The sequence below is a fragment of the Leptolyngbya sp. KIOST-1 genome, assembly GCF_000763385.1.
Lineage (GTDB): Bacteria > Cyanobacteriota > Cyanobacteriia > Phormidesmidales > Phormidesmidaceae > Nodosilinea.
The window spans coordinates 122,127-145,772 of sequence record NZ_JQFA01000002.1 but is presented as its reverse complement, the minus strand read 5'-3'; the positions used below and the strand labels follow the sequence as shown (position 1 = coordinate 145,772).

Annotated in this window: 24 protein-coding genes and 1 pseudogene; 5 read left to right on the top strand and 20 right to left on the bottom strand. The window is 55.6% G+C overall.

The genetic code is table 11. The annotated features are described in order from the left end of the window. Positions 1–21: 21 nt before the first annotated feature. Both NF78_RS00715 and NF78_RS00710 read left to right on the top strand, forming a co-directional pair. The gene (locus NF78_RS00715) at positions 22–366 is read left to right on the top strand and encodes a hypothetical protein (RefSeq protein ID WP_225885190.1); all 345 of its coding nucleotides are present in this window, start codon (positions 22–24) and stop codon (positions 364–366) included. Beyond that, positions 360–602 (top strand): annotated as a pseudogene (locus NF78_RS00710) (MBL fold metallo-hydrolase); the annotation flags it as partial. The gene NF78_RS00715 and the pseudogene NF78_RS00710, both read left to right, overlap by 7 nt. A gap of 201 nt (positions 603–803) precedes the next feature. Here NF78_RS00710 and NF78_RS00705 read toward each other — a convergent pair. The 6 genes from NF78_RS00705 to NF78_RS00680 form a co-directional block, all read right to left on the bottom strand. Next, positions 804–1,898 carry a serine hydrolase domain-containing protein gene (locus tag NF78_RS00705; protein WP_081972448.1) on the bottom strand — a complete coding sequence of 365 codons (1,095 nt, stop codon included), beginning with the start codon at positions 1,896–1,898 and terminating at the stop codon, positions 804–806. Next, positions 1,891–2,250, bottom strand: coding sequence for a hypothetical protein (locus NF78_RS00700; protein ID WP_052049494.1), 360 nt, complete (start codon positions 2,248–2,250; stop codon positions 1,891–1,893). The genes NF78_RS00705 and NF78_RS00700 overlap by 8 nt, the downstream gene beginning before the upstream one ends. 43 nt (positions 2,251–2,293) lie before the next feature. Further along, positions 2,294–2,593, bottom strand: coding sequence for a P-II family nitrogen regulator (locus NF78_RS00695; RefSeq protein ID WP_035984350.1), 300 nt, complete (start codon positions 2,591–2,593; stop codon positions 2,294–2,296). A gap of 121 nt (positions 2,594–2,714) precedes the next feature. After that, complete coding sequence (ftsH, locus tag NF78_RS00690) at positions 2,715–4,613, bottom strand: ATP-dependent zinc metalloprotease FtsH (RefSeq protein WP_035984349.1); 1,899 nt, start codon at positions 4,611–4,613, stop codon at positions 2,715–2,717. Between the two features lie 237 nt (positions 4,614–4,850). Beyond that, positions 4,851–5,180, bottom strand: coding sequence for a rhodanese-like domain-containing protein (locus NF78_RS00685; RefSeq protein ID WP_035984348.1), 330 nt, complete (start codon positions 5,178–5,180; stop codon positions 4,851–4,853). A gap of 214 nt (positions 5,181–5,394) precedes the next feature. Further along, entirely contained in the window at positions 5,395–5,682 is a 288-nt protein-coding gene (locus NF78_RS00680; RefSeq protein WP_035988243.1) for a pentapeptide repeat-containing protein, read from the bottom strand. Positions 5,683–6,220: 538 nt separating this feature from the next. Here NF78_RS00680 and NF78_RS00675 point away from each other — a divergent pair. The 3 genes from NF78_RS00675 (at position 6,221) to NF78_RS27855 (ending at position 11,991) form a co-directional block, all read left to right on the top strand. Next, positions 6,221–9,208 (top strand): chemotaxis protein CheB, encoded by a 2,988-nt coding sequence (locus NF78_RS00675; protein ID WP_052049493.1) that lies wholly within the window; start codon positions 6,221–6,223, stop codon positions 9,206–9,208. Between the two features lie 999 nt (positions 9,209–10,207). Then, on the top strand, positions 10,208–10,897 hold the full coding sequence (locus tag NF78_RS00665) for a PAS domain-containing protein (RefSeq protein ID WP_052049491.1): 690 nt from the start codon (positions 10,208–10,210) through the stop codon (positions 10,895–10,897). After that, positions 10,894–11,991 (top strand): diguanylate cyclase domain-containing protein, encoded by a 1,098-nt coding sequence (locus tag NF78_RS27855; protein WP_052049490.1) that lies wholly within the window; start codon positions 10,894–10,896, stop codon positions 11,989–11,991. Before NF78_RS00665 ends, NF78_RS27855 begins: the two co-directional genes overlap by 4 nt. A 108-nt stretch (positions 11,992–12,099) precedes the next feature. Here the strand turns inward: NF78_RS27855 and NF78_RS00650 are convergent, their stop codons facing one another. The 14 genes from NF78_RS00650 to NF78_RS00595 all read right to left on the bottom strand — a co-directional run bounded on the left by NF78_RS00650 (position 12,100) and on the right by NF78_RS00595 (position 23,282). Continuing rightward, positions 12,100–12,669, bottom strand: coding sequence for a pentapeptide repeat-containing protein (locus NF78_RS00650; protein WP_035984344.1), 570 nt, complete (start codon positions 12,667–12,669; stop codon positions 12,100–12,102). 38 nt (positions 12,670–12,707) lie between these two features. Continuing rightward, on the bottom strand, positions 12,708–13,013 hold the full coding sequence (psb34, locus tag NF78_RS00645; RefSeq protein ID WP_035984343.1) for a photosystem II assembly protein Psb34: 306 nt from the start codon (positions 13,011–13,013) through the stop codon (positions 12,708–12,710). Positions 13,014–13,262: 249 nt separating this feature from the next. Beyond that, positions 13,263–13,544, bottom strand: a complete 282-nt coding sequence (locus tag NF78_RS33310) for a DUF1830 domain-containing protein (protein ID WP_072015932.1) — start codon at positions 13,542–13,544, stop codon at positions 13,263–13,265. A 121-nt stretch (positions 13,545–13,665) separates the two neighbouring features. Next, a complete protein-coding gene (locus tag NF78_RS00640) occupies positions 13,666–14,181 on the bottom strand; it encodes a response regulator (RefSeq protein ID WP_035984341.1) in 516 nt (171 codons plus the stop codon). A gap of 314 nt (positions 14,182–14,495) precedes the next feature. Continuing rightward, the gene (locus tag NF78_RS00635; protein WP_035984340.1) at positions 14,496–14,981 is read right to left on the bottom strand and encodes an allophycocyanin; all 486 of its coding nucleotides are present in this window, start codon (positions 14,979–14,981) and stop codon (positions 14,496–14,498) included. Next, a complete protein-coding gene (locus NF78_RS00630; protein WP_035984338.1) occupies positions 14,978–15,319 on the bottom strand; it encodes a hypothetical protein in 342 nt (113 codons plus the stop codon). Before NF78_RS00630 ends, NF78_RS00635 begins: the two co-directional genes overlap by 4 nt. Before the next feature lie 191 nt (positions 15,320–15,510). Beyond that, positions 15,511–16,047, bottom strand: coding sequence for a Dps family protein (locus tag NF78_RS00625; RefSeq protein ID WP_035984336.1), 537 nt, complete (start codon positions 16,045–16,047; stop codon positions 15,511–15,513). Positions 16,048–16,150: 103 nt separating this feature from the next. Further along, positions 16,151–19,123 carry an MFS transporter gene (locus NF78_RS00620; RefSeq protein ID WP_225885189.1) on the bottom strand — a complete coding sequence of 991 codons (2,973 nt, stop codon included), beginning with the start codon at positions 19,121–19,123 and terminating at the stop codon, positions 16,151–16,153. A gap of 773 nt (positions 19,124–19,896) precedes the next feature. Beyond that, on the bottom strand, positions 19,897–20,358 hold the full coding sequence (locus NF78_RS00615) for a BON domain-containing protein (RefSeq protein WP_035984334.1): 462 nt from the start codon (positions 20,356–20,358) through the stop codon (positions 19,897–19,899). Positions 20,359–20,411: 53 nt separating this feature from the next. After that, positions 20,412–20,981 (bottom strand): signal transduction histidine kinase (STHK), LytS, encoded by a 570-nt coding sequence (locus NF78_RS00610; protein ID WP_225885188.1) that lies wholly within the window; start codon positions 20,979–20,981, stop codon positions 20,412–20,414. A gap of 299 nt (positions 20,982–21,280) precedes the next feature. Continuing rightward, positions 21,281–21,463, bottom strand: a complete 183-nt coding sequence (locus tag NF78_RS00605) for a CsbD family protein (protein ID WP_035984331.1) — start codon at positions 21,461–21,463, stop codon at positions 21,281–21,283. Positions 21,464–21,740: 277 nt separating this feature from the next. Then, entirely contained in the window at positions 21,741–21,896 is a 156-nt protein-coding gene (locus NF78_RS30630; RefSeq protein ID WP_156119579.1) for a lmo0937 family membrane protein, read from the bottom strand. Positions 21,897–22,028: 132 nt separating this feature from the next. After that, the gene (locus NF78_RS00600) at positions 22,029–22,481 is read right to left on the bottom strand and encodes a CsbD family protein (protein ID WP_225885187.1); all 453 of its coding nucleotides are present in this window, start codon (positions 22,479–22,481) and stop codon (positions 22,029–22,031) included. Between the two features lie 618 nt (positions 22,482–23,099). Further along, complete coding sequence (locus tag NF78_RS00595; protein WP_035984330.1) at positions 23,100–23,282, bottom strand: CsbD family protein; 183 nt, start codon at positions 23,280–23,282, stop codon at positions 23,100–23,102. Positions 23,283–23,646 lie beyond the last annotated feature (364 nt).

Here is a 23,646-nt window from a genome sequence, read left to right as displayed (position 1 = left end):
AATCGGAGCGCATTGATCTAATTGGACCTGGAGGGATTGCTACAGCGGGGGTGGAATGCGCTAATTCAGCTCAAGGGGCTAGAACTGCCGGAGCTGCCAGAAGGCAGTACCCCAGCAATTGGCGATCAGCCATCGGCTACTTCAGTAATTGACGCGGCAATCCAGCACTGTGGGGAACGGGAGTCGGTGTTTCGGCGGACGACGCTGGAGCGCTTTGTGTTTGAGCACGAGTTAGGGGTGCAGGGGTTTGAGGCGATTGAGGGAGCGATCGCCAACAGCCCTGAACTCATCCGGGTCGCCGACGGCAAATTCACAACCCAAACGGCGCTGAATCTAATGAACTGCCCGGCGAGCCTCGCGTGCTGACTGACCCCGGTGTCTACGACTTTGAAAACCTTCGTATTCAAGGCATTCTCACCCCCCACGATCGCCAGGGGGGGCGACACTTCGGCAACAATACGGTCTGGCGGTGGGCCCAGGGCGGGGTGAATATCGTCCACATGGGCGGTGCCGCTGCGCCCCTGCGGGTAGAAGAGCAGATTCTGCTGGGTCGTCCCGACATCATGCTGGTGCCCGTGGGCGGTGGTCCCAAGGCTTTTGATGCTGCCGAAGCGGTACAGGCCGTACAGGTGCTGCGACCCAAAATTGTGATTCCCACCCACTACCTGACCACCGTGGCCGGGGCAAGCTGCGAACTTGACCCGGTGGACCCGAGTCGTCAAACGTCGTCCCAAACCGTTCCCAAGAATGCAGGAACCCCGCTCAGTTCTGAAAGCTAAGCTGGTAGCTTGATAGGGCTTACATCAGTGCCATTCAATTTCAGCCAGGTTTGCATCCTCACGATTGCTCAAAATCACAATCAAGATATGGTCGTAGGGGTAGCGCGTGATCAGGCTAGAAAAGCCGTTGATGCCGCCTACATGACTGGCCATTGAGCGATCGCCCTCTTTACCGATAAACCATCCATAGCCAGGGCCAAACCCTCCACCATTAAAGATCGGCACAAAGGGAGTAAACATCTCGGCAAGTGAGGCTGGGGAGATGAGTTTATCGGTATACAAAGCTTGATCCCAGCGGTAGATATCGGCAACGGTAGAGTACAACCCTCCAGCCGCAAAGGGAACAGACATATCGATAAAATCAGCCTGATGTGATCCATCGCGATAGCCCACCGCCAGGTCGCCCGTATGGTGGTCATAGCCCGAATTGACCATCTGTAGCGGGGCAAAAATGTTGTTTTGAAGAAAGGTTTCGTAGGTGCTGCCCGAGGCCTGCTCAATGATGGCACCGAGCAAAATGTAGCCCGAATTGCTGTAGCGAAACTTTTCGCCGGGCAGAAACTCTAGCGGTTGGTCTCGAAATCGGGCGATCGTCTCGGCAGGTGATGAGGGCAACCTCATGGTGACCTCGTGACCCGGCAAACGAGAAAAGTCTGTAACCCCAGCGGTATGGGTCAAGAGCTGGTGAATCGTGATTGCCTGCCAGCGGGCCGGGCAGTCTGCCAGGTAGGCGCAAATGGGGTCTTGCACCTGGAGGGCACCCCGCTCCTGCAAGATCAAAATCGCCATCGCCGTAAATTGTTTGGTCAGGGAGCCTAGGCGAAATTTGGTTTGGGCGGTGTTCAAACGGTGGCGATCGCGATCGGCCTCGCCATAGCCAGCGCTGAGCAAAATTTCGCCATTGCGAGCCATCAGCACCGCCCCGCTAAAGCCCGCTTCGGTGGCCAGGTCGCTCAGATATTGGTCGGCCTGGGCCGCCATCGTCTGCGCCGACAGAGACGTCAGGGCTGAGGGTGGACTGGTTGCGGTGGATGGCAGTGGCCCACGGCAAACGAGCCATGCGGTGACCAGAACGAGCAGCAGAAAGCGCGTGAAGGTGCCGGAAAAGACTCTACTCATGGTGCGGCCCCCGATTTGGTCCTCGTCTAGAATGTGTCTGGGTTAGCCCCAGCCGACTCCGGCGGGGGGCATAGGCAACGCTACCGGCAATGACGACTAACAAAGCGGGAGCCGCCAGCCAGAGCCAAAAGCCGGGCAGCAGCTGCACTAGCTGAAGCTGGCTAAAGGGGTTGCTGCCGTTGGGTAGCGGAAACCGATAGGCAGACAGGGTACCCGCAAAGCCGATGAAGACGGCGAAGAGAGCAGATGCGATCGCGCCCCCATAACGCCCTCCCACAAATAGCCCGCAGGCCAGCCAATACAGCGGATTTGCCAACCAGGCGATCGCAATAAAGAAGGGTGGGGTGTTCATCGGGTGCCTCTATCGGCGCAATAACGGGCGCGATCGCAGACTACTAGTCAAACAGACCCTCGACGGTTTGGCGAAAGGCAATCAGAGCGTGGGTCTCTTGAAAGGGCTTTAGCTCCTCTAGCAGCTGGTCAGAGAGGGCTGAACTGACGATGGTTTTGATTTCGATATTGGTGTTGTAGCCCGCAATATCGCCCATGCGTCTGCCGTGGCTACCGGCCCCTTTAGCGGGCACAATCGTGTAGCCCGACACCTCTAGCTGACCCAGCAGGTGAATTAGGCGCTCTTGCAAAACCGCTTCGCCAATAATGGTGACGAGATTGCCTTTGGTTAGAGAAGATGACATATAGACCTCCAAGAATTTCTAAAAAAGCAGATTTAAGGATGTTTGTAGATTGGGGAGAGCAACCGTGGCCCAACCGAAATGGGCTTTGTTGGGTTGCACTACGCTTCACCCAACCTACGGATCAATGGGGAACGAAGCCGTTGGCTGCGACTTCGACCGGGATAGCCTGCACCTGATCGAGCAGGTGGTGCAGGGTTTTGCCTTCGATCGCCTCAGTTTCTAGCAGTTGCATCGTGATAGTCTCCATCAGCTCGCGGTTGTGGCGAATGACGTCTAGGGCCTGCTGGTGAGCGGTCTCAACAATGGCTTTGACCTCGCGATCGATCGCCTGGGCAGTCTCTTCGCTGATCGGGCGGCGACCGTTGGCCATGCCCCCGTCGAGAAACATCGGGCGTGCCCCCTGCTGGTAGGCCAGCGGCCCCAGCACCTGGCTCATGCCAAAGGCGGTGACCATCTGCTCGGCCAGATCCGTGGCCCGCTGCAAGTCATTTGAGGCTCCGGTGGTAATGCTGTTGAAGACAATCTCTTCCGCCGATCGCCCGCCCAGCAGGGTGGCAATCTGCCCTCGCAGCTCGGCTTCATCCATCAAAAAGCGGTCTTCGGTGGGCAGTTGCAGGGTGTAGCCTAGGGCCGCCATGCCCCGCGACACGATGGAGATTTTCTCGACCTTGCCGCTGCCGGGCATCAGCGAACCCACCAGAGCATGGCCGACTTCGTGGTAAGCGACAATTTTCTTTTCTTTGTCGTTGAGGATGCGGCTTTTCTTCTCCAGGCCTGCCACTACGCGCTCGATCGCCTCGGCAAAGTCAGTCTGAGCCACAGCTTGACGATGGTTGCGGGCGGCCAGTAATGCCGCTTCGTTGACCAGGTTGGCCAGGTCGGCGCCAGCAAAGCCGGGGGTGCGGGTGGCGATCGCATGTAAATCCACATCGTCCCCTAGCTTCACTGTCTGGGCATGGATAGCGAGAATGGCCTCGCGGCCCGACAGGGCGGGGCGATCGACCAGCACCTGGCGATCAAACCGACCGGGGCGCAGGAGCGCTGGGTCGAGAATTTCGGGCCGGTTGGTGGCCGCCAGCACGATCACCGTGGCACCTTCGGCAGCAAAGCCATCCATTTCAGACAGCAGCTGGTTCAGGGTTTGCTCGCGCTCGTCGTTGCCGCCGTACATGCCGTTGCTGCTGCGCGACTTGCCGATCGCATCGAGCTCATCAATGAACACAATGCAGGGGGCCTGCTTCTGGGCCTGCTCAAACAGGTCGCGCACCCGCGACGAGCCCACCCCCACAAACATCTCCACAAACTCAGAACCCGAAATGCTGAAGAAGGGCACCCCCGCCTCTCCGGCGACGGCCTTGGCCAGCAGGGTTTTGCCCGTGCCCGGCGGCCCCACCAGCAGCACCCCCTTGGGAATGCGCGCCCCAATCTGGGTGTAGCGCCCCGGCGTTTTGAGAAAGTCAACGATTTCGACCAGTTCGGTTTTGGCCTCGTCTACCCCGGCCACATCGGCAAAGGTGATCTTGGCAGCTTCGCCTTCGACATAGACCTTGGCCTTGCTTTTGCCGATGGAGAGCATGCCCTGGGGGCCACCGCCGCCGCTACTGCGACGAATAAAGAACTGCCAGATGCCCACAAAGATCAGCGGCGGAATCACCCAGCTCAGCAGGCTACCCACCCAGCGATTTTTAGGCGGGGCCGTAGCGGCAAACTCAACTCCGTTTGCTTCCAGGGTATTGGGCAGACTCAGGTCAAAAATCGGAGTAGTGGAAAAGACTTGCCCAGCCGCCTCGTCGCCTGTGGGCTTGAGCTGGTACTGAATCTGGTTTTCGCCCACCTGCACCCGCGCCACTTCCCCCTCCTGTACCTGGTGAATAAACAGGCTGTAGGGCACCCCCGGAATCTGCGGCCCGAGGATGCGGGGCAGAATGAAGCTGGCCACCAAAAACACGACGCCCAAAATCAAGAAAATATTGTTGAAGAGGCGAAACTTTGGTAGCGTCGGTCGATCTTTGATGGGCATTTTTTACCTGGAAATGGGGCGAGGGATTCTTTGAGAATGACGGCTTGGTGTTTGATTTCTGGTTTGAATTGATGGAGTGCGATACCAAATTTTAAACACCCAAAAAATCATCGTCCCAGAGGTTAGAACGATGGAAGATGAAAATTTTCGATGTCAATCCTATGTCTCAAGGAGTAGGCACTGCTCACCCCTGAGATATAGGGTTTAAACCCCTTCAACTGGGTAGTGGGCCAATCGCTAGGCGGGCAGTCCGCCGATCAGTTCAGCGATGTTTTGATAACCCGCTGTTCTCAGTTGATTAGCCGCCACGGCGGTTTGGGCATCGGTCTCACCGTAGACGTAGATGTCGCGGATGAGTTCGAGGTTGGCCTGGGCACGGGCGACGAGTTCGCCCAGGGGCATGGCGATCGCCCCCATAATGTGGCCATGGTTAAAGGCGTCTCGATCTCTCACATCTACAATGGTGAGGGCGGGTTCTCCCCAGGTCAGTCGCTGGCGGAGGGCGACGACGAAAGACTTATCTTGCAGAGCGTCGGGAATGGGAATAAACGGAAAGAGACGGGCCATAGGTTCCTAAAAGAATTGAGTAACGTTGAATTTGGAGGTTTAGGAGGGAAAGTCGTAGCGCTTGGGGTCTTTCTTGGCCTTCTTAGCGCTGGCATCAGCCTTCGGCTTTTTAGCTTCCTTATTACCTTTCTTTTCCTTTCCCATAACCACCTACCTTGTTAAAGATTTAAAGCCTCGCTGCTGGGAGCGATGTTATGACCGACGTTATAACGAGCTAGACGCCTAAATTATTGGCCGTCTCCAGGATTTCGTTATGCATTCTGCCGTCAGGCATTTTTGCCCCAGTTAAGTTGGCACCGCTTAGGTTTGCTCCCTTCAGCATGGTCCAGTTGAGGTTGGCATTGAACAGATTGGTGCCACTCAAGTCGGCGTCATTCAAAAGTGCGCCAGCCAAATCGATATTAGTTAAATCGGTCTTGGCCAAATCAAGCCCTCTTAGATCGTGCGATCTAAAATTTCTCTGGCCGTCTGCATATCGTCTTAAAAGTTCATTGGCATCCATACTGGCTGCCTCGCAACGTGTAGCGTTGTCGCTGTGGTTATTTACCATTCTAGTAGGTATTGATTGGTTTAACCGATCGCGTTCAATTCTGAGGAAATATAGTGAGCCAATGCGGAAGGGTGGGTCTGCTCCCCTCGCTCTTTGGGAGATGAGTTGAAGGTGAAGGCGGTCAATTTGCGCAAGTAGGATGCACCCCTGGGGGGACGGAGCTGACAGCCAGACTGGCTCAGCCATGATCTCGGCCGATAGGGGTTTAGGCTTAGTGGTGCAGAAAACTTTTTTGAGTCTTATGATGGACGGCCCATGCGGTTAAAATGGCCTCTGAAACCCATTGCCTTCGTTCGATCTCTTGAGAAATCCTAAATCTGCTGTCTCAGCGAGAATCCTTTATCCATAAGGGTTTCAGGAGTTTTCTGCACCACTAAGGGGGTTTAGGTGATAAATCAAACGCCCACGGCGGGCGGAGTCGTCGTACTGTTTGTATTGAGAGCGGCTTAGCTCGGTTTTCAGCACAATTTGTTTTGGCCCCAGCCCAGGTATGTCTCTTCAACAACCTTTCTCCGCCGATGACGCGCCACCGGTTCCGGCCCAGCCAGAACAGTTTCCGGTGGTGGCGATTGGGGCGTCGGCGGGGGGGCTAGAGGCCTTTACTCAACTGATCAGCCATCTGCCCACTACTACGGGCATGGCTTTTGTGCTGGTGCAGCACCTTGACCCCAGTCAGCCCAGCCTGCTGAGCGAGATCATAGGTCGCACCACCGAGATGCCGGTGCTGGAGGTGACCGACGGCATGGCGATCGCCCCCAACCAGGTCTACGTGATGCCGCCCAACCAGGCGATGACGATTGAAGCAGGGGAGTTGCGGCTGCAGCCTCGACCGCGGCGCACTGCCAGCCGCCTGATCGACAGTTTCTTTAGCGCCCTGGCCCAGGAGCGGGGGGCCAAAGCCATTGGCGTGGTGCTCTCGGGGGCCGATGCCGACGGCACCCTGGGCCTGGAGGCGATCAAGGCGGCGGGGGGCATCACCTTTTCGCAGTCAGAGGCGTCGGCCAAATTTAGCAGCATGCCCCACACGGCGATCGCCACCGGGCAGATCGATTTTATTCAAACCCCCGAAGAGATTGCCCAGACCCTGGCCCACCTCAGCGCCCACCCCTACGTCAGCAGCACCAGCCCGACGGAGCCAGCGCTGCCCCCGGAAAACATCATCAGCACCACCGCCCTGACGGCCATTCTCACCCTGCTGAAACGGACCACCAAAATTGACTTTGCCCAGTACAAGCCCACCACCGTCAAGCGGCGCATCTTTCGCCGCATGGCCCTGCACCACATCGAGGGCCTGGAGAACTACAGTCAATACCTCCAGGCCAATCCCGAGGAGGTGCAGGCCCTGCACCAGGAAATTTTGATCGGGGTGACCAGCTTTTTTCGGGATGGGGAGGTGTTTGCAGCCCTAGAGCAGATCGTGTTTCCGGCCCTGCTGCACGACAGTCAACGGCTGGCCCAAGCGGGCCGGGGCGACTCCAATTTGCCCCTACGCATTTGGGTGGCGGGCTGCTCGACGGGCGAAGAGGCCTACTCGATCGCCATCTGCCTGCTGGAGTACCTGGGCCGCCACAGCACCAGCCCGTCCATTCAAATTTTTGCCACCGATGTCAATGAGCGAGCGATTGAGGTGGCCCGCTTGGGCTGGTACTCGCCCAGCCAGGTGAGCGATGTGTCGCCCGAGCGGTTGCAGCGGTTTTTTGTGCCCGCCGATGGGGGCTATCAAATCAACAAAATGGTGCGGGAACTTTGCATTTTTGCCTGTCAAAATCTGATCACCGACCCGCCCTTTTCGCGCCTCGATCTGATTAGCTGCCGCAATGTGCTGATTTATTTGGGCGCGGCATTGCAGAGCAAGGTGCTGCCCATATTTCACTACGGTCTCAAGCCCGACGGCTTTTTGCTGCTGGGGTCATCAGAGACGGTGGGGGAATGTGGCTACCTGTTTTCTTTGGTCGACAGCCGCTACAAACTCTACACGAAGCAGTCGTCGTCGCTACCCTTGAGCGTTAACTTTGAGCCCACCACCTACACCCCCAGTGTCCAGGCTCCTCGGCCAGAGCCACCCCGCGATCGCGGCCAAGAAATTGACCTCTATGGCCTGGCTGACCAGACAGTGCTCAACCGCTACGGCCCAGCTGGAGCATTGGTGAATGACCGGCTAGAAATTTTGCAGTTTCGGGGGCAGACCGGAGCCTATCTGGAGCCTGCCCCCGGTCGCGCTAGCCTCAATTTGCTATCCATGGCCAAGGAGGGGCTGCGGCTCGACCTGCGCACGGCCTTTTACCAGGCCAAGCAAACTAGCCAGACGGTGCAGCGGCGATCGCTGCTGATCGAAGCAGGCGATCGCCCCCGCCCCGTGCAAATCGAGGTTTTGCCCCTCAGCCCCCAGCTCGCTGACAAAGCCTACTACCTGGTGTGCTTTACCGATTTGGAGCCAGAGAGCATCCCCGCCGAGGTTGATATCCCTGCTGCCGATCTGGAGAACCAGTACCGACAAGCAAACCTCGCCCTCCAGCAGGATCTCGACACCACGCGATCGCACCTGCAATCGATTATTCAGGAGCAGGAGGCCACCAACCAGGATCTGCGGGCCGCCAACGAAGAGATTCTTTCCAGCAACGAAGAGCTGCAAAGCACCAACGAAGAGCTGCAAACCGCCAAGGAAGAAATTCAGGCCACCAACGAAGAACTCAGCACCATCAACGACGAACTCTACAGTCGCAACGCCGAGACCACCCGCATCAGCGACGACTTTCAAAACCTGCTCAGCAGCATTCACATTCCCATTCTGATGCTCGAAGACGACCTCAGGATTCGTCGTTTTACCCCCACGGCGGCGGCCCTGTTTAACCTCATTCCTGGCGATGTGGGCCGCCCCCTGGGCGACATTAACCACCGTCTGTTAGTGGACGACCTAGAGGCCCGCATTGTGGCGGTGATTGACACCCTGGAACAGAGCAGCCAGGAAGTGCAGGATCGCTCAGGCCGCTGGTACGACCTGCGGATTCGCCCCTACCGCACCCTCGACAACCGCATTGATGGAGCGGTGGTGGTGCTGGTAGACATCGACAGCCTTAAGCGCAGCGCCGACCAGCTGCGCCAGGCCCGCGACTACGCCGACGCCATTGTGCAGACCGTGCGCGAAGCCCTGGTGGTGCTCGATCAAGACCTGCGCGTGGTGACGGCCAATCGGCAGTTTTATCAGACCTTTCAGGTCAGCCCCGGCGACACCGAGGGGCAGCTGATTTTTGAGCTGGGCAACGGCCAGTGGGATATCCCTCAGCTGCGATCGCTGCTCCAGGAACTACTCCCCCAAAACCGCCAGGTCGAGAATTTTGAAGTGGTGCACCGCTTTGAGACCATCGGCCTCCAGACCATGCGGCTCAACGCCCGCAAGATGGCCCAGGTCAACGGCGATGACCTGGTGCTGCTGGCGATCGAAACCGTGCCGAGCGACGCTGCCGCCCAGGGCGAGTGAGCAATCTGCTTAACTGACAAACGCTAGTTAAGGGAGAAAACGCTAGAGGTTGGCCGGGTAAAACGCTGTGGCACCCAACGCCAGAGCCAGCGCACTTGAGTGCATTCCCTGGCTGACTGACACAACGCCGAAAAGCTTTGATTGCTCCTAGGTTGGGTGGCGCGATCGCAGAACCCAACCAGCCCAAAATCCTCGGCAGATGTTGGGTTCTGCTGCGCTGCACCCAATCTACATTGGAGATGTGTCAGGCAATCAGGTGCATTCCACGCTGACTCTGGCCGCCCCCTCATCCCCTAACCCATCTCCCAGAAGGTGAAGGGAGTCGATCCGCCCCTCCCCTCCGGTTCCCGCTCCCCACAACAGCCTATGGACTGCAACCTTTGATTTTCATTTATTCAGAGTCAAATTAATGACAGCCCTTAACTGATTTTGTCAGGCAATCAGGAGCTTTTAAAAGTTTGGCTGAGATGGTTTAGCCGCCTGATTGTTGGACTCAGCTTTACAAAAGATTGATTTAGCGTATGAATTGTATAGGTTCATACTCGCCGTGGGGCAACAATAGCCAATGAATCAGCGGCAAATTGGCAGCAATTATGATCTATAGCGGTTCTCACGCGGTTGAAGGACAGAATCGTAGGGTGCGTCATCGCCTGGCGTAATGTACCAAGCCCAGACCCTGTGGTGCGTTGGGCTTCGCCACAACACACCCTACTACGTTAAGATGCACCTCACCCGACAGGGAACCGCTATAAAGTCAATAAATATTAGTGACCATGCTCACAAAAATGTGAAAAGTTCGCTCCATAAGCAACTGTACTTATTGATATATTTTGGTATAATAAAATTAGAAAAGAAAGCGCTATTTCCTAAGCTTAAATCAGGCCATTAACTCAGGCCATTAACTCAGGCCATTAGTTCAGGCCCTTAAATCAAACCCTTGAGGGAGGAGCCAACGGTTACTATTTTGAATGACTGCCCCGTCCCCAGGGAGCCTGGCCTATGAGTATCTCTCGCCAAATCGAGGCAGTCTATCAGCGGGCCCTGCGGCTGCGGGAGCAGGCCACCACCAACCCCGTCGATCCGTCCCTGCTGGAGCTGGCCCTCAAGGATCTGTACTTTGTGCTCGAAGAGCTGCAGGCGGTCGATGCCGAGCTGCACCAGCAAAACCAGGTGCTCAGCGACACCCGCCACCAGGTCGAGCTCGAACGCCAGCGCTACCGCACCCTGTTTGAGCTGGCCCCCGACGGCTACTTGGTCACGGACGAAACCGGCAAAATCTACCACGCCAATCGGGCGGCAGAGCGGTTGTTTGCCCTGCCCCAGGCGGGGCTGGTGGGCAAACCGCTAATGGTGCTGATCGAGCAGAATGACTGGTTAGAGTTTCAGCGGCGGCTGGCCCAGCCCGACCCCAACCGCGCCTGGGAAGTCAGCCTCAAATCGCGGCGGGGAGAGATGGTGCGGGTGGCGATCGCCACCAACATCCTCCAGGACAGCCGCCCCAACAGCCAGCAGAGCGCCACCATTCTCTGGTCGCTGCGGGAGATCTCGCCGCACCGACTAGAGCCCCAGCCACCGGCGGCCCAGGCCGATCTCAAGGCGCTGATCGCCGCCCGCACCGCCGAGCTCACCCAGACCAATGCCCAACTGCGCCAGGCCCTCAGCGACTGCCGCCAAGGGAAGGCCCAATGAACACGCTGTTCGATCGCATCGATGCTGTGCAGCAACAGGCCCTGCTGCTGCAAGAGCGCGCCAGTGCGTCCCCCATCAATGCCGAGCTGCTGGCGGTGGCCCTGGACAACCTCACCCTGGTGATCGAAGAGCTGCGCACCGCCCATGAAGAGATGATGCTGCAAAACCAGGCCCTGGCCGACTACCGCCAGCAGCTGGAGACCGAGCGCCAGCGCTACCAAGATCTGTTTAACCTCGCCCCCGACGGCTACCTGGTGAGCGATGCCAAGGGCATGATTCAGGCGGGCAATGTGGCAATCACTGCCCTGCTGCGCCTGCCCCAGGAGTCACTGGTGGCCAAGCCCATGGTGCTGTTTCTGCCGATTGAGCACCGCCGCGCCTTCTATGCTGTGCTGGCGCAGCTGGGCCGCACCACCCAGGCGCTGCCCACCAAAACCTGGGAGACCAAGCTACTGCCCCGCCAGGGGGCCGCCGTCGATGTCGCTATTACCGTCTCCACCAGCCACGAGAACGGCGAAGCCCGCCTGCACTGGCTGGTGCGCGACATCACCGAAAAAAAGCAGGCCGAGGCCGAAATGCGCCGCCAGGCCTTCTACGATCCGCTCACCGGCCTGCCCAACCGCGCCTTTCTCGACACCTACCTGCCCAAGGTGCTGGCCCAGGCCGATCGCCAGCAGACCCAGGTGGCAGTGGCCTTTTTAGACCTCGACCAGTTCAAAACCATCAACGACAGCCTGGGCCACGGGGTGGGCGACCAGCTGCTGCACCAGGTGGCCCAGCGCCTGGCCCACTGCCTGCGGGGCGAAGACCTGCTGGTGCGCTGGGGCGGCGACGAGTTTATTCTGGTGCTCTCGCAGCTGGCGGCGGCGGAGTCGGTGGGGCGCACCTGCGATCGCATTCTGGCCAGCCTGCAACCCGCCTTTGCGATCGACGGCCAGCCGCTGCACATCGGCACCAGCATTGGCATCGCCCTATTTCCCCAGCACGGCACCGACCCCACCACCCTGCTGCGCCACGCCGACCAGGCCCTCTACCAGGCCAAAAACCAGGGCCGCAACACCTACCGATTCTATAGCGATGGCTATTGCGCCTAGGACATCTACCCTGGTCGTTAGCCAGAACTGGGGTGACGCAATGGTGTATAGCGGGCTTAACAGAATGTCCTGGCGGTTATGGCGATGGCTATGTGGCGCTCAATGACGCTAACTGGCAATGGTGCCGTCGGGCAGAATGGTGTGATCCAGCTGCGCCTTGTTGAGGGTGCCCCCAGTCAGGGTGGCCCCAGTGAGGTCGGCTTTGCCCAGGTAGGCCCCTTCCAGATTGGCATCGCTGAGGTCGGTATCCCTAAGGTTGGCCCCCGTCAGGTCGGCACAGCGCAGATCTACGCCGCTTAGATCGGCCTGGTACAGGTTGGCATTTTGCAGCTCTGCTCCCCCCAGACAGGCCCCACTCAGGTCTGCCCCACTCAGGTCTGCCCCGCTCAGATTGGCCGCGTTCAAATTGGCCCCGCTCAAATCTGCGCCGCTCAAATCGGCATGGGTTAAGCAGGCCTGCACCAGGGCCGTCTGGGACAGCTTAGCCTGGTTGAGCTTGGCTTTGTCAAAGCGGGTTTCTGTCAGCTGTGCCCCACTTAAGTTAGCATTCGCCAGTTCCGCCCCAACCAGCTTAGCCCCAGCCAACTGAGCATTGACCAGGCAAACTTCCACCAGATTGGCGTGGCTAAAATCTCGATGCCCTGTGGCGTACAGAGCAAGAATTTCCTGGGCATTCATTGCAATCCTCCAGTTTTAGGGCAACCATCCGCCAAGTTCTAGCTCACAGAAAATGAAATCCAGACCAAAACAGCCACAAATACAATGGCTGTCGCACCCAAAACAAGGTATCGGCGCTGCTGCCGGGGCGAAGGGTAGGTTGCAGGGTACACTCTGGGCTCGGTAGCGAAATTATTAATTAGCCCCTCATCGTCCACCGTCGTACCCGGAATCGCCTCCCCTTGAGTGGCCTGCTCGGCATCGTGATGACGAATATTAGCCTGAATCTCAGCGGGAATCAGCTCGCTACCGTCGCTGGCAGATTTTGGATCTACAGGCTTTGGATTTAAATTTGCATTAGTCATGGAACCTCCTGATTAGGCACTTTAAACGTTCAACAAAAAAAACTAGACACCGATGAAAATCATTCTATTGCCTTACAAACATCTACAGTAAATCCCAATTGAGTGAGGACATATTGGCTAAGTTTTAGCCCCCTACTTCTTGCTGCAAAGATTCATTCTGCACCCCCATAATAAGGGGAAGAGAGAATCATCACGACGCACCTCACCCGACTGAAACCTGCCATAGACGCTGCTTAGAGAGGCAACAGCCTACTGTTCACTGACCTGCAATAGCCTACACTCAGATCGAGTGATTCGATTCCTGCCGAGGTGGGGCGAATGGATTTCCAGATAAGATTCTAGAAAAGCCTCAAACAAAACTCGCTCCTTGGGAAAAACAATCCGCTCAAAATGGTATTCTGACTCGCTTACAATGCGAATGATTTGCGTATCTACTGTGTCGTTAATGTAGTAGCAAAGGATGGGCGATTCGCCTTGTCTCTGAACTGGAGCTAGCGGTTTAGACTTCAAGAGAGAAAGAATGTAAGTCATGGTTTTGAAAAATTTTCATCATATAGGCAACCGCCTATACACTTCCCATCCACGTGTCTGTTTTGATGTATGATTTGCTTGAGAATGTAGTCAATATTCACATTGCCACAGACAGATCCAATCAGGCACCGCTATAGGACAGCATGGTGGCGATGGCGCGCTGTTTTGTCCAGACTTTTCGCTTTTCCACCCAGTCCTGGATGTTGACTTTTCTTGTGGATTTTGATAAGTGAACCAAATTCCAAACCTCATCGACTAAGTGATCGATATCAATCGGCTTGGGCAGATAGTCTTCGACCATTGTGAGCAGGCTTTGGGCAAATTTGGCTGCGCAATAGGCTGAAACTATCAGCACTGGAATGGTTCTATCGCGGCCCAGAGCTAAGATTTTAATTTTCTGGATCAGCAGCAACACATCCTCCTCAAAAAATCTGACTTCACAGATCACGATATCGGGAGTTAGCCACTCTAGGAAGGTCATGGCACTGGCAATAGACTCAGTTTCTGTCACCAGTGCGCCGTAGATCTCAAACAAAACCTTGTAGAGATATCGGCTATCAGCATCGTTGTCAACGATCAGTATCCGCACATCCTTGAGTATTCCAGGGTTAAAGGCGATCTGACTTTCACTGGACATATTAATGACACTACAGGAATGAATGATCAGGACGAAAAACTGCTACAGAGTTCTAGTTGATCTAGGCCATGAATGAGCCGCTATCCCCCACTAAAGGCATGGCTTGGTAGCAGTGGCTACAGCGCCAATACACCTGGTTTGAGCTGGCATGCCGAAGCAATACATTTGAGCAGCAGAGGCACAGGTGTCTCACACCTAGGGAGCGCTTTGGGGCGATCGCACTGGGGTAACCGTAGGTTTTCTCTAAAGTCGATACAGCTGTGGAAACGTTGGTGGTCATAAAATCATCTGTTTAAAGGTCAGGCTAGGATAGCCTACTGAAATACCTGAATCAGGTAGTCGAAATACGCGCCCACCTCACCGCTGTCTGCGGCTGACAGCAGCTTGGCGGTGGCGGTTTTCATGGCGCGAATGCTTTCGCCTACTTCCGCCAGCGGGGTGCCCAGGGAGTTGTACATCTGGCGGACGCCAATTACACCAATCTCTTCGATGGGGGTGGTGTCTCCGGCGGCGACGCCGTAGCTGACCAACCGCAGGTAATAGTCCATATCCCGCAGGCAGGTGGCGGTCATGTCATTGCCATAGGCGTTGCCGCCGGGGGCCACTAAACTGGGGTTCCTTTGAAAGAGTTGGTTGGCCGCCTGTTTGACAATGCGATCGCGGCCATCCGCCAATGTCTGCACCAACCGCACCCGCCGGGCACCGCTGGCCACAAAGAGCTTGATTTGATCCACTTCCCCAGGGGTCAGGTAGCGGCATTCGGCATCGGCATTGACAATTAGCGTTTTAACAATGCTCATTTTTTTAGGGCCTTTTCGATCTGTTTGACCACAGGCAGTTTGGTCTCGCGATCGCTAAACATTTTGTCGCGATCGGCCGTACCTTGCACCTCGTTAATTCCCCCCTCAGCGGGCTTATCCAGTGGGTTCATCTCCATCGCTGGGGTGTCAGCCGTAGCTTCACTTTTCTGGGTGATTTCATCCAGTTGTACAGTGCCGTTGTTGGAGCCTTCACCGGACAGGCTTTGGGCCGCGAAGGCGGGGAAAGCCAGGGTTAGGGCGATCGCCACAAAAATTAGCGCAGAGGCCAAAATTCGTGCCGGACGCAGGTGAGAGAACCAATCAGAAATATATTTCATAAAACGCTTCCTCAAGAAATAAAGTTGGCTCCGGATCAAGGGCAGCAGGGGTGCAGCAAAGGGAGCACACATCGATAGAACTGTGACCCACCAGGGGTAGGGGCATGGGGTATAGCTCAGATTGTCCACCCCAGCTAATTGATGACAGCCGAGGGTCTTTTTGTCCGCAAGCCCCTCCACCCAGGCGGAGGCTAAACCTTGGCCATCGCTTTTTTCGGCTGGGGCTTTAATCCATCGGATTCCAGGGCCTCGCCCTCAATAAATGAGCGCAAAGTCCAGGCAATTTCTTCGTGCTGCACCATTAGCCCGGTGAGAAAGTCGGCGGTGCCGTCATCCTTGAAGTCATCGCTACACTGCTCGATGTGCTCCCGCAGGTTGCGCACAATGTGCTCATGGTCAGCCAGCAGGTAAGATACCATGCCGGTGGTGTTGGGTACGTCACCGCCGTGCTCCTTGAGAGAGCAAATCTTTAAGAAGCCCTCCATGGTGCCAATGGGATAACCACCCAGGGTTCTGACCCGTTCAGCAATGACATCGGCGTTAATGGTGAGCGCTTCGTAGTGGTCTTTCCACAGCTGATGTAGGGTCATAAATTGTGGCCCCACCACATCCCAGTGATATTTCTTAGTTTTGACTAGAAGTAGGTAGGTGTCCGCTAGGTTGCGGTTCAGCAAATTAATGACACCCTGGCGCTGTTCGCCGTTGAGCCCAATGTTGACTTTTTGCATTGATAAATCTCCTAATTTGAGTGGTCTATGATCTCACGATATAGGGCTGATGATTTACTTCCTGAATGAGTTGATTGAGTAGGTCACAAAAGGCAATCCCAGTTTATGGAACAACAAACTGAGCGGCGGCTAGGAACCCAGCAATTGCCGAGGCTGCTAGGGAGAATACAGCTGAGCCAAAGACCCACCAAGCTGCCCCCGCCGCCATTTTGCGGGTTGCTCGCACTTGTCGTTGGGCTTCATCTTTGATGGATTGCAGTCGCCGTTGGGTTTCCTGCTGCACCCGCTCGACCTGGTGAAGCACGTTGTCCCGGGCAGCTTCTATCTGGTCAATAATGCCGTTGGCATCGGCCTCAGAGATGTCGTCGCGGGAGCTGAGCACTGCCACGAGGGTGGCTCGGTCGAACTGGGTGAGGCGATCGCGCAGGGCATCTAACCCCAGCTGCGGATCATCAAACAGCTGGCTAAAGTCTCGCTTAATGCCGTCGTAGTTGAGCTCGGGGCGTTCTAACCCATTTAGGTAGCTGCGGACGTTGTCGAACCCCTGGTCGATGGTGGACTGCACCGCGCGCTGTACGTTCTGAAGCTGTTCCACCACCGCCCGGAAGTTTGCTTCCACCTGATCGGCAATGCGATTGGCCTCTTCTTCGGTCATGTCATCCCGTTGGGCCAGCAGGGCTACAAAGGTAGAGCGGTCGAAGTGGGAAATGCGATCGCCCAGGCTGCTTAGCCCTGCCTGGGGATGCTGCAACAACAGTTTCAGGTCGCGCTTAATACTCTCAGGATTTAGCTCGTCTTTCTCGGTGTTTTGCAGGTAGCTTTCCAGGTTTGCTTCAAAGTCCACGGCCTGCTGCTGAACTCGGCTGGCCAGGCGGCGGGGCGCTTTGATTAGGCTGCGAATGGCGGCTAGCACTTGGTCAATGGCGCGATTCACTTGCTCCTCCGACAGGTCATCCCGCTGACTCAGCAATTTGACCAGGGTTTCGCGGTCCACATGGGACAAGCGCTCCTGAAGGGCCGCGCCGCCCGCCTTTGGATCATTTAGCAATGTAGACAGATCCTGCTGAATCCCTTCGGGGTCGAGTTCATCCAAGTTGGTGTTGCGGAGATAGTCAGCCAGGGCTTGGGTGGTCTCGTCGTACTGCGCTTTGGCTTGGTGGGCCAGCTTGTGCGGAGCCTGCAACAGGGTATCCCGCACTGATTCCACTTGATCGATCACCTCGTTCACCTGGGCTTCGCTGAGGTCTTGGCGCTGACTCAGCAGCTGCACGAGGGTCTCGCGATCGAACTGCGACAGACGCGCCCGCAGAGCACTCACACCGGCTTCTGGATCGTCAAACAGCGTTTTGAAGTCCCGCTGAATGCCCTCTGGGTTGAGTTCGTCCTGGTGGGTATGGCGCAGATAGTCGGCCACCTTCTGGCGAAGTTCTTGGGTTTTTGCCTGCGCCTGGGTTTGCCCGGCCTGGGCCTCAGACAGCAGGCGATCGCGGCTTTCCTCCAGCCGATTCGCTAGCTGATTGGCCTCTTCGTCGCCCAAGTCCGATCGCTGACTCAGCATTGCCGCTAGCGTGCCATGGTCAAATTGCCGGAGGCGATCACCCCAGTCATCCACCTCCGCGTTGGGGTCGGCTAGCAAGGTGGGAAAATCGTGGGCGATCGCCTCCGGGTTGAGATTTGCCTTGTCAGTATTGTGTAAATAGGTCTCAACCCGTCTCCGGAGGGCCGCGGCGCTTTCCTGGGCGGCTGCCCCCTGCACCTGGTTAAACACCTCAGTCCGAATGGCGTCTAAGTAGTCCGCCAAGTCCTGGATTTTGTCCGCCGTAAAGTCGTCCCGCAGGCTGAGTACCCGGACGAAATAATCGCGATCGATCAGCAGCAGCTCCTGGCGGATGATGCCGGCATCGGCATCGGCATCGTAAATCACGTCGCGAAATTCCTGCTTCACCGTTTCCCGGTTTAGTTTCCAAGGGGCGGACAACAGCAGGTAGTTTTCGATGTCTGCCTGAATCACACTAAACGGCTGACTCGCAGATTTGCCGTTGGCGTTACCGTTATCACTGGACCGCAATACATTGCTGCCAAAGGTCCGCAGTTGGCCAGCAATTTTCTCGACATCGATATCCGACAAATCGACATTTTGCAGCACTTGGTTGAGCAGCGCTGTCGTGCCAAACTGAAGGGCTTGGCTGGTCAGGCTACCGCTGGGCTGGCGCTGGGCTGATGTGGTGGTGATCAGGTCATTTAACTGCTTACTCAGTTCACCCGATTGCAGATCTTCTGGAGTCGCCGACTTTAGCTGCGTCAGCAAGGCCTGCGGATCGAGCTGATCTTTAGAACCGACCACCTTTTTCCAGGCGGCTTCGAGCTGATCGGTGATGTGGTTGACATCGCGCTTTGAGAGATCGGTGCGACTGCTCACCAGCTGCACAAAGGTGTCGCGATTGACCTGTTTAAGCAGATCACTGTCGGCGATCGCCCCTAAATTCGCATCCTTTAGCAAGGTTTCAAACTGTCTGCCCAGCTGATCAACATTCAACTTCGGTAGCTGCGCCTTGTCTAAGGAACTTTGCAGCGTTGCCCGAACCGTGTCAGGATCAAGCCCTGCGGTCAATTCCCGCCGTACCGCCGCCGTAATGTCTTCGGCGCTGGAAACCATCTGGCTCTTCGCCATGGTTGCCCCCACCATCGCTGCACCTGCGCCCAGCAAGCTCTGCACGCCAGCCGTCGCGGTGCTGATCACCGAGCCCAGCAGGGAACCCAAGGCTGTGGAGCTCAGCCAAGTCAGGGCCGTGAAGAAAACGGCCCAGATGATCACCCCGGCGATCGCCCCCAGTCCAGGACTGCTCAGCAGACTGAGCTGGATCGCCAGAAAACACGCGGCAAATAGGGCAATGCTGACGCTTACCAGTAGACCCAGTCCGATTTTGGTTTCAATGCCGCGAACGGTATCGCCCAGACTCTCAGCATCACTACCGCTAGAAGAACTATCCGGGGCGGCAATGACGGCGATCGCCAGGTTGGTCAAGAGCAGTTGAAAGGCAAAGGCCATCACCACCCCTGCTACCAAAGCCAGCAAAACATTTGGGCTTGAAAACAAAGCGACAGACTGCCCTGGAGATAGCTGCCCAAGCACCTGACTGGGCGCTAATGTGGCCGCCCAGCTACCAGAGTTGCCAACATCGAAAGCCAAGGTAATTACTGTCATGATCGCCACACTCGTTACTAGGAAAAACCTACGCATTCGCCGCCGTGAAAGCATCCTCTTAGCTCCAAAAATAAAGTTAAACCCCAGTCTTATGCATGCCTAAACAGTCAATTCCAGCTGTCCTTCTAGTTGATATCTAGTCAACAGCGGTGCAGATTCGCACCAGAGAAAAAAGCAAGATTGTCTTTCAGTTTTGGCTCAGGCTCTCGCTCTTCTTAGCCAGCGTGAACCTGAATTTTACGTTCGCTTTCCATGGGATTAACAAGGATTTGAAACGCCATGGCTAGCCTCAATTATCTCAACAGTTTTCTCGATTTCCTAAGCTAACTAGCAGCCGTTGATCCCCCTATTCCAGCGCCGACGATAGCCACATCCACTGAAATAGAGTTGCTAAAAGCTGGATAGGTCGCGGTGGGCGTTGAGTCATCTCAAAAAGAGACTTGCTTTCCCGATGAGTTGGTCATCATAGTTTATGACCCAGTTCTAAAAGAACCCATGGCTCGATGATCACGGCTATCTGCGTCAGTTCGGGTCTCTTACCTAACCTACAGAGGCTGGGAATGATAAAGGCTTCATTCCTAAGCTGAGACGCGCAGCAGCGTCTCTGAACATTGAAAAAGCTGCGCGTCTCAGCATTGGTGGGGTCAGTTGGGATCAACTGTTGCTTGGACATCGACTGACTGAACACCCTCAAAGGCCATCACTAGGGGTTCAATCTCGTCAAACTGTTCTTGGCTCCGCACGGTGCCATCGATCGTTGCCCTGCCATTGCTATCGTCAACACTGACAGCCAATCGACTGCCTGGCAGGGCACTTTCCAAGGAATTGCGCACATCAACCGCTAAATCCCCTGTGGTTTGCTGTTCACCCTCGGCCGCAGGATTCATGCCATCGCGCTGGTCACGGGCGCGGGCATCAGATTCCCTTTGGTCGGTGCGTATGCCATCATCTGTGGCGGTGGTGTCAGACCTATCGCTACAGGCCGTAGCCCCCAGCAACAGCAGACTACCCAACACTAGCGGGATTATTTTTTTCATGACTGAAACCTTTTCTCTGGGGGGATCATTGAAATCAAAATTGCGATCGCTAGGGTGGGCATTGCCCACCCGACGTCGTCTGTCATGGCTAGAGCTAAGGTTGGCTATTCAGCCAGCCACCCCTAACGCGAGCCCGAGGGCATGCCGGCAGCATCTCTTGGATCGACGCCTCTTGAATCGACGCCTCTCGGTGGGGTAGGGCGGTTGTGGGTCGTGGCCGATCGATCGGCCATCGTGTAGACATTCCATTCGCGAATGTCTCGGCGCTTGAGGATGGGTTCAGCGCGGGCCATGTCGCCAGCTGTGCCATCGATGATGACGAGATACTTACCCTGTGACAGGTGCTCGTCGTAGACCTTAGCTCGGTCTTCAGGAATACCCATGCCCACCAGTCCGCCCACCAAGCCACCGGTAGCCGCGCCGATTGCTCCACCGGCAACCGTTGAGGCCAAAGCCGTAGCGGCGGCTCCAGCTAGCATAATCGGGCCGACGCCAGGAATGGCTAGCGTACCGAGCCCCACCAGCAGACCCGTAAGTCCGCCCACCGCGCCGCCGGAGAGCGCGCCGGTTGTAGCCCCATCGTCGGCGTGGTTACCGTCATCGGCCTGGATATCTTGAACCTGAACGGTGCCGGTTCGACCCGATTGGTTGAGATGCTCGGAGTCTTGGCCAATAATGGATACGTTATCCATCCCATAGCCTATATCTTTTAGTTCTCTGAGCGCTTTCTCAGTAGTTGGATAGTCAGCAAAGACGCCGACGCCACGCTTGTCATTCAAAACAGCCATTTTATGTGCCTTATGTTAAAAACTTAGCTAGTGCTATGACATCCCCACGGGATCGTAGGGTGAATTCAGCTTTGCAGCCTGTACCTAATCTCTTTCCCCGGGGGGGGAGGCCCTGAAATTTCAGAGCTCTTTCTCCAGAGGGGAAAGGGGACGGGCCAATGTGCCAAGCTAGAACGCCCTCGACCCTGGTTGAACATCAATGGTTAGTCAACCATTTTTCTGACCTTATCTTTGCCATCTTCCACGGTGTTGCGCACGTCTCCCTCGGCTTGCTTAGCTTTGCCCTTGGCCTGGGCCTCATGGTTGCCGGTTAAGTCACCCGCAGTTTCTTCAATTTTGCCTTCAACTTTTTTGGCGTTGGCCTTGGCTCTATTTTCAATGCTCATGGAGGTATCCTTTTTTAGGTGTTCTAGATAGATTTGATGGAGTCATCTCATCCATCTATGACTCCATTGTGATAGACGGAAGTTCTATTTAATGGATGAGTTGTTTGAGGCGTAGCTATGGTTTGCTAAATTGATAAATTCAGTAATCAAACATGCCATTGCCTCAGAGCTTTATCAAGTCCTATCCAGACTTTTCCTGCGTAGAACCCTTGATAAACAAGGGTGTAGACAAGGGTTCTAAAAGGTGCTCTGCCTGGCAGGGCAGGGCCGCTAGAATTTAAATAGTACGACGCCCAACTAGCACGTTATAAACGATGCCAATCAGCGCCAGAACCAGCAGCAGATGGATTAAGCCGCCGCCGATATTGACAGCAAATCCTAAGGCCCAAAGCACAACCAGAATAGCCACAACGGTCCAAACTAGGTTCAACATCTTTCTACCTCTACTAAATTAAGAGTTGGCGAAAACGTTTCGGCCATTCAATCAGGGATTTAGGTATGGCGAGCAAGCATCTTATCACTTGCCTAGAATTGTCTGATCCACGGGCAGACGGGGCTAAAAACTCTAGTTAAAAAGGGATTGAATCCTGTCTTTGATGGTTTCGATGACGCTGCGATCGCGGCCTTGGGCTTGCTTGACTTTGCCCATCATTTGATCTTTGGCATTGCCCGTCGCATTGCCAACCGCCTCTTGAACCTGACCTTCGACCTGTTTGGCCGCGGCTTTGGTTCTGCTGGGTAACTCGAACTGATCCCTGACATCTTCAGCCGCGTTGCGCATCTGGCTTTCCGCCTGCTTGGCTTTGCCCATCATCTGGTCTTTTGGATCGCCCGTCACGTTGCCGATGGCTTCTTGAGCTTTGCCTTCTAGGTTTTTGGTGATCGCTTCGGCTCGGTTCATGGCTGCGATCTGAGGCGGGCTAGCCTGGGATTCAGGCAGGGTTGCGGCCCAGGCGCTGGAGGTGCCAAAGTTAAACACCACCGTGGCTATCAGCATGACGGTTAAAGCCGCTATCACAAAAATGTTTCTAACTTGTCGGAATGAGATCATGGTTTCCTCTGACACAAAAATGTTCACGAAACTCAGTAGATCACAGAGCTCCCATAGCCCACCCTGCGGGAAGCAAGCTACCCCCCCTCTCCAAGGGCTACTACATACACATAAGTCATAGACTGACCGAATTGCCTTCGTTCTGGCCCCCTAAATCCCCCAATTCTGGGGGACTTTGAAGTCCGGTTCCCCCGAAATCGGGGGCGCAGGGGGGCCAAAGTCGGCAAAGTGGGGCGTTTCGTGAGATGTGTGTACTTAGTAGCTCTCCAAAGGGGAGAGGGGAGCAGGAAAATCTCTCAAAGTCCCTGATTTAGTCAATGATTCGTTTGATGTCATCTTTGACATCTTCTGTGGCGTTGCGGAGGTTGAGGGCTACTACATACACATAAGTCATAGACTGACCGAATTGCCTTCGTTCTGGCCCCCTAAATCCCCCAATTCTGGGGGACTTTGAAGTCCGGTTCCCCCCGAAATCGGGGGGCAGGGGGGCCAAAGTCGGCAAAGTGGGGCGTTTCGTGAGATGTGTGTACTTAGTAGCTCTCCAAAGGGGAGAGGGGAGCAGGAAAATCTCTCAAAGTCCCTGATTTAGTCAATGATTCGTTTGATGTCATCTTTGACATCTTCTGTGGCGTTGCGGAGGTTGGCCTCCACCTGCTTGGCTCTACCTTTAGCTTGGGCCTCGCGGTTGCCGGTCACATCGCCAACGGCCTCTTCAAGCTTGCCCTCAACATTTTTGGCGGCGGCTTTTGCTCTATTTTTAATATTCATGGCTACATCCTTGATTCAGTGTGTTGGGTCTGAATGGAATTGGGTAACCTATTCGGACTAAGTACAGTATGGTGAAGAAGTGGTTGATTTCATGGTTGAGTTAATTGAATTCGATATTTTGGGAAAAGATTCTTTAGAGTTCTTGCGCTTTAGGTAAAGTTTGTCCGGTTTAGGGAATATAGAAAAGCTCTAGGATCAGACGCTTTCGATGGATTGACTGACAAAATTTTTGAGATGCTTATCCTCCCACAACTGAGGTTGGATTATGCTGCGCTCATCGCCCACCTACATCAGAGTTTTTGTCCTGGCTGACTGACACAACGCCGAAAAGTTTTGAGTTCTCGTAGGTTGGGTGGCGCGATCG

What these genes read in the sequence shown, in the direction of transcription:
- NF78_RS00705 (WP_081972448.1), bottom strand. Translation starts at nt 1,898, where the DNA reads ATGAGTAGAGTCTTTTCCGGCACCTTCACGCGCTTTCTGCTGCTCGTT.
- NF78_RS00700 (WP_052049494.1), bottom strand. Translation starts at nt 2,250, where the DNA reads ATGAACACCCCACCCTTCTTTATTGCGATCGCCTGGTTGGCAAATCCG.
- NF78_RS00695 (WP_035984350.1), bottom strand. Translation starts at nt 2,593, where the DNA reads ATGTCATCTTCTCTAACCAAAGGCAATCTCGTCACCATTATTGGCGAA.
- ftsH (WP_035984349.1), bottom strand. Translation starts at nt 4,613, where the DNA reads ATGCCCATCAAAGATCGACCGACGCTACCAAAGTTTCGCCTCTTCAAC.
- NF78_RS00685 (WP_035984348.1), bottom strand. Translation starts at nt 5,180, where the DNA reads ATGGCCCGTCTCTTTCCGTTTATTCCCATTCCCGACGCTCTGCAAGAT.
- NF78_RS00680 (WP_035988243.1), bottom strand. Translation starts at nt 5,682, where the DNA reads ATGGATGCCAATGAACTTTTAAGACGATATGCAGACGGCCAGAGAAAT.
- NF78_RS00675 (WP_052049493.1), top strand. Translation starts at nt 6,221, where the DNA reads ATGTCTCTTCAACAACCTTTCTCCGCCGATGACGCGCCACCGGTTCCG.
- NF78_RS00665 (WP_052049491.1), top strand. Translation starts at nt 10,208, where the DNA reads ATGAGTATCTCTCGCCAAATCGAGGCAGTCTATCAGCGGGCCCTGCGG.
- NF78_RS27855 (WP_052049490.1), top strand. Translation starts at nt 10,894, where the DNA reads ATGAACACGCTGTTCGATCGCATCGATGCTGTGCAGCAACAGGCCCTG.
- NF78_RS00650 (WP_035984344.1), bottom strand. Translation starts at nt 12,669, where the DNA reads ATGAATGCCCAGGAAATTCTTGCTCTGTACGCCACAGGGCATCGAGAT.
- psb34 (WP_035984343.1), bottom strand. Translation starts at nt 13,013, where the DNA reads ATGACTAATGCAAATTTAAATCCAAAGCCTGTAGATCCAAAATCTGCC.
- NF78_RS33310 (WP_072015932.1), bottom strand. Translation starts at nt 13,544, where the DNA reads ATGACTTACATTCTTTCTCTCTTGAAGTCTAAACCGCTAGCTCCAGTT.
- NF78_RS00640 (WP_035984341.1), bottom strand. Translation starts at nt 14,181, where the DNA reads ATGTCCAGTGAAAGTCAGATCGCCTTTAACCCTGGAATACTCAAGGAT.
- NF78_RS00635 (WP_035984340.1), bottom strand. Translation starts at nt 14,981, where the DNA reads ATGAGCATTGTTAAAACGCTAATTGTCAATGCCGATGCCGAATGCCGC.
- NF78_RS00630 (WP_035984338.1), bottom strand. Translation starts at nt 15,319, where the DNA reads ATGAAATATATTTCTGATTGGTTCTCTCACCTGCGTCCGGCACGAATT.
- NF78_RS00625 (WP_035984336.1), bottom strand. Translation starts at nt 16,047, where the DNA reads ATGCAAAAAGTCAACATTGGGCTCAACGGCGAACAGCGCCAGGGTGTC.
- NF78_RS00610 (WP_225885188.1), bottom strand. Translation starts at nt 20,981, where the DNA reads ATGGATAACGTATCCATTATTGGCCAAGACTCCGAGCATCTCAACCAA.
- NF78_RS00605 (WP_035984331.1), bottom strand. Translation starts at nt 21,463, where the DNA reads ATGAGCATTGAAAATAGAGCCAAGGCCAACGCCAAAAAAGTTGAAGGC.
- NF78_RS30630 (WP_156119579.1), bottom strand. Translation starts at nt 21,896, where the DNA reads ATGTTGAACCTAGTTTGGACCGTTGTGGCTATTCTGGTTGTGCTTTGG.
- NF78_RS00595 (WP_035984330.1), bottom strand. Translation starts at nt 23,282, where the DNA reads ATGAATATTAAAAATAGAGCAAAAGCCGCCGCCAAAAATGTTGAGGGC.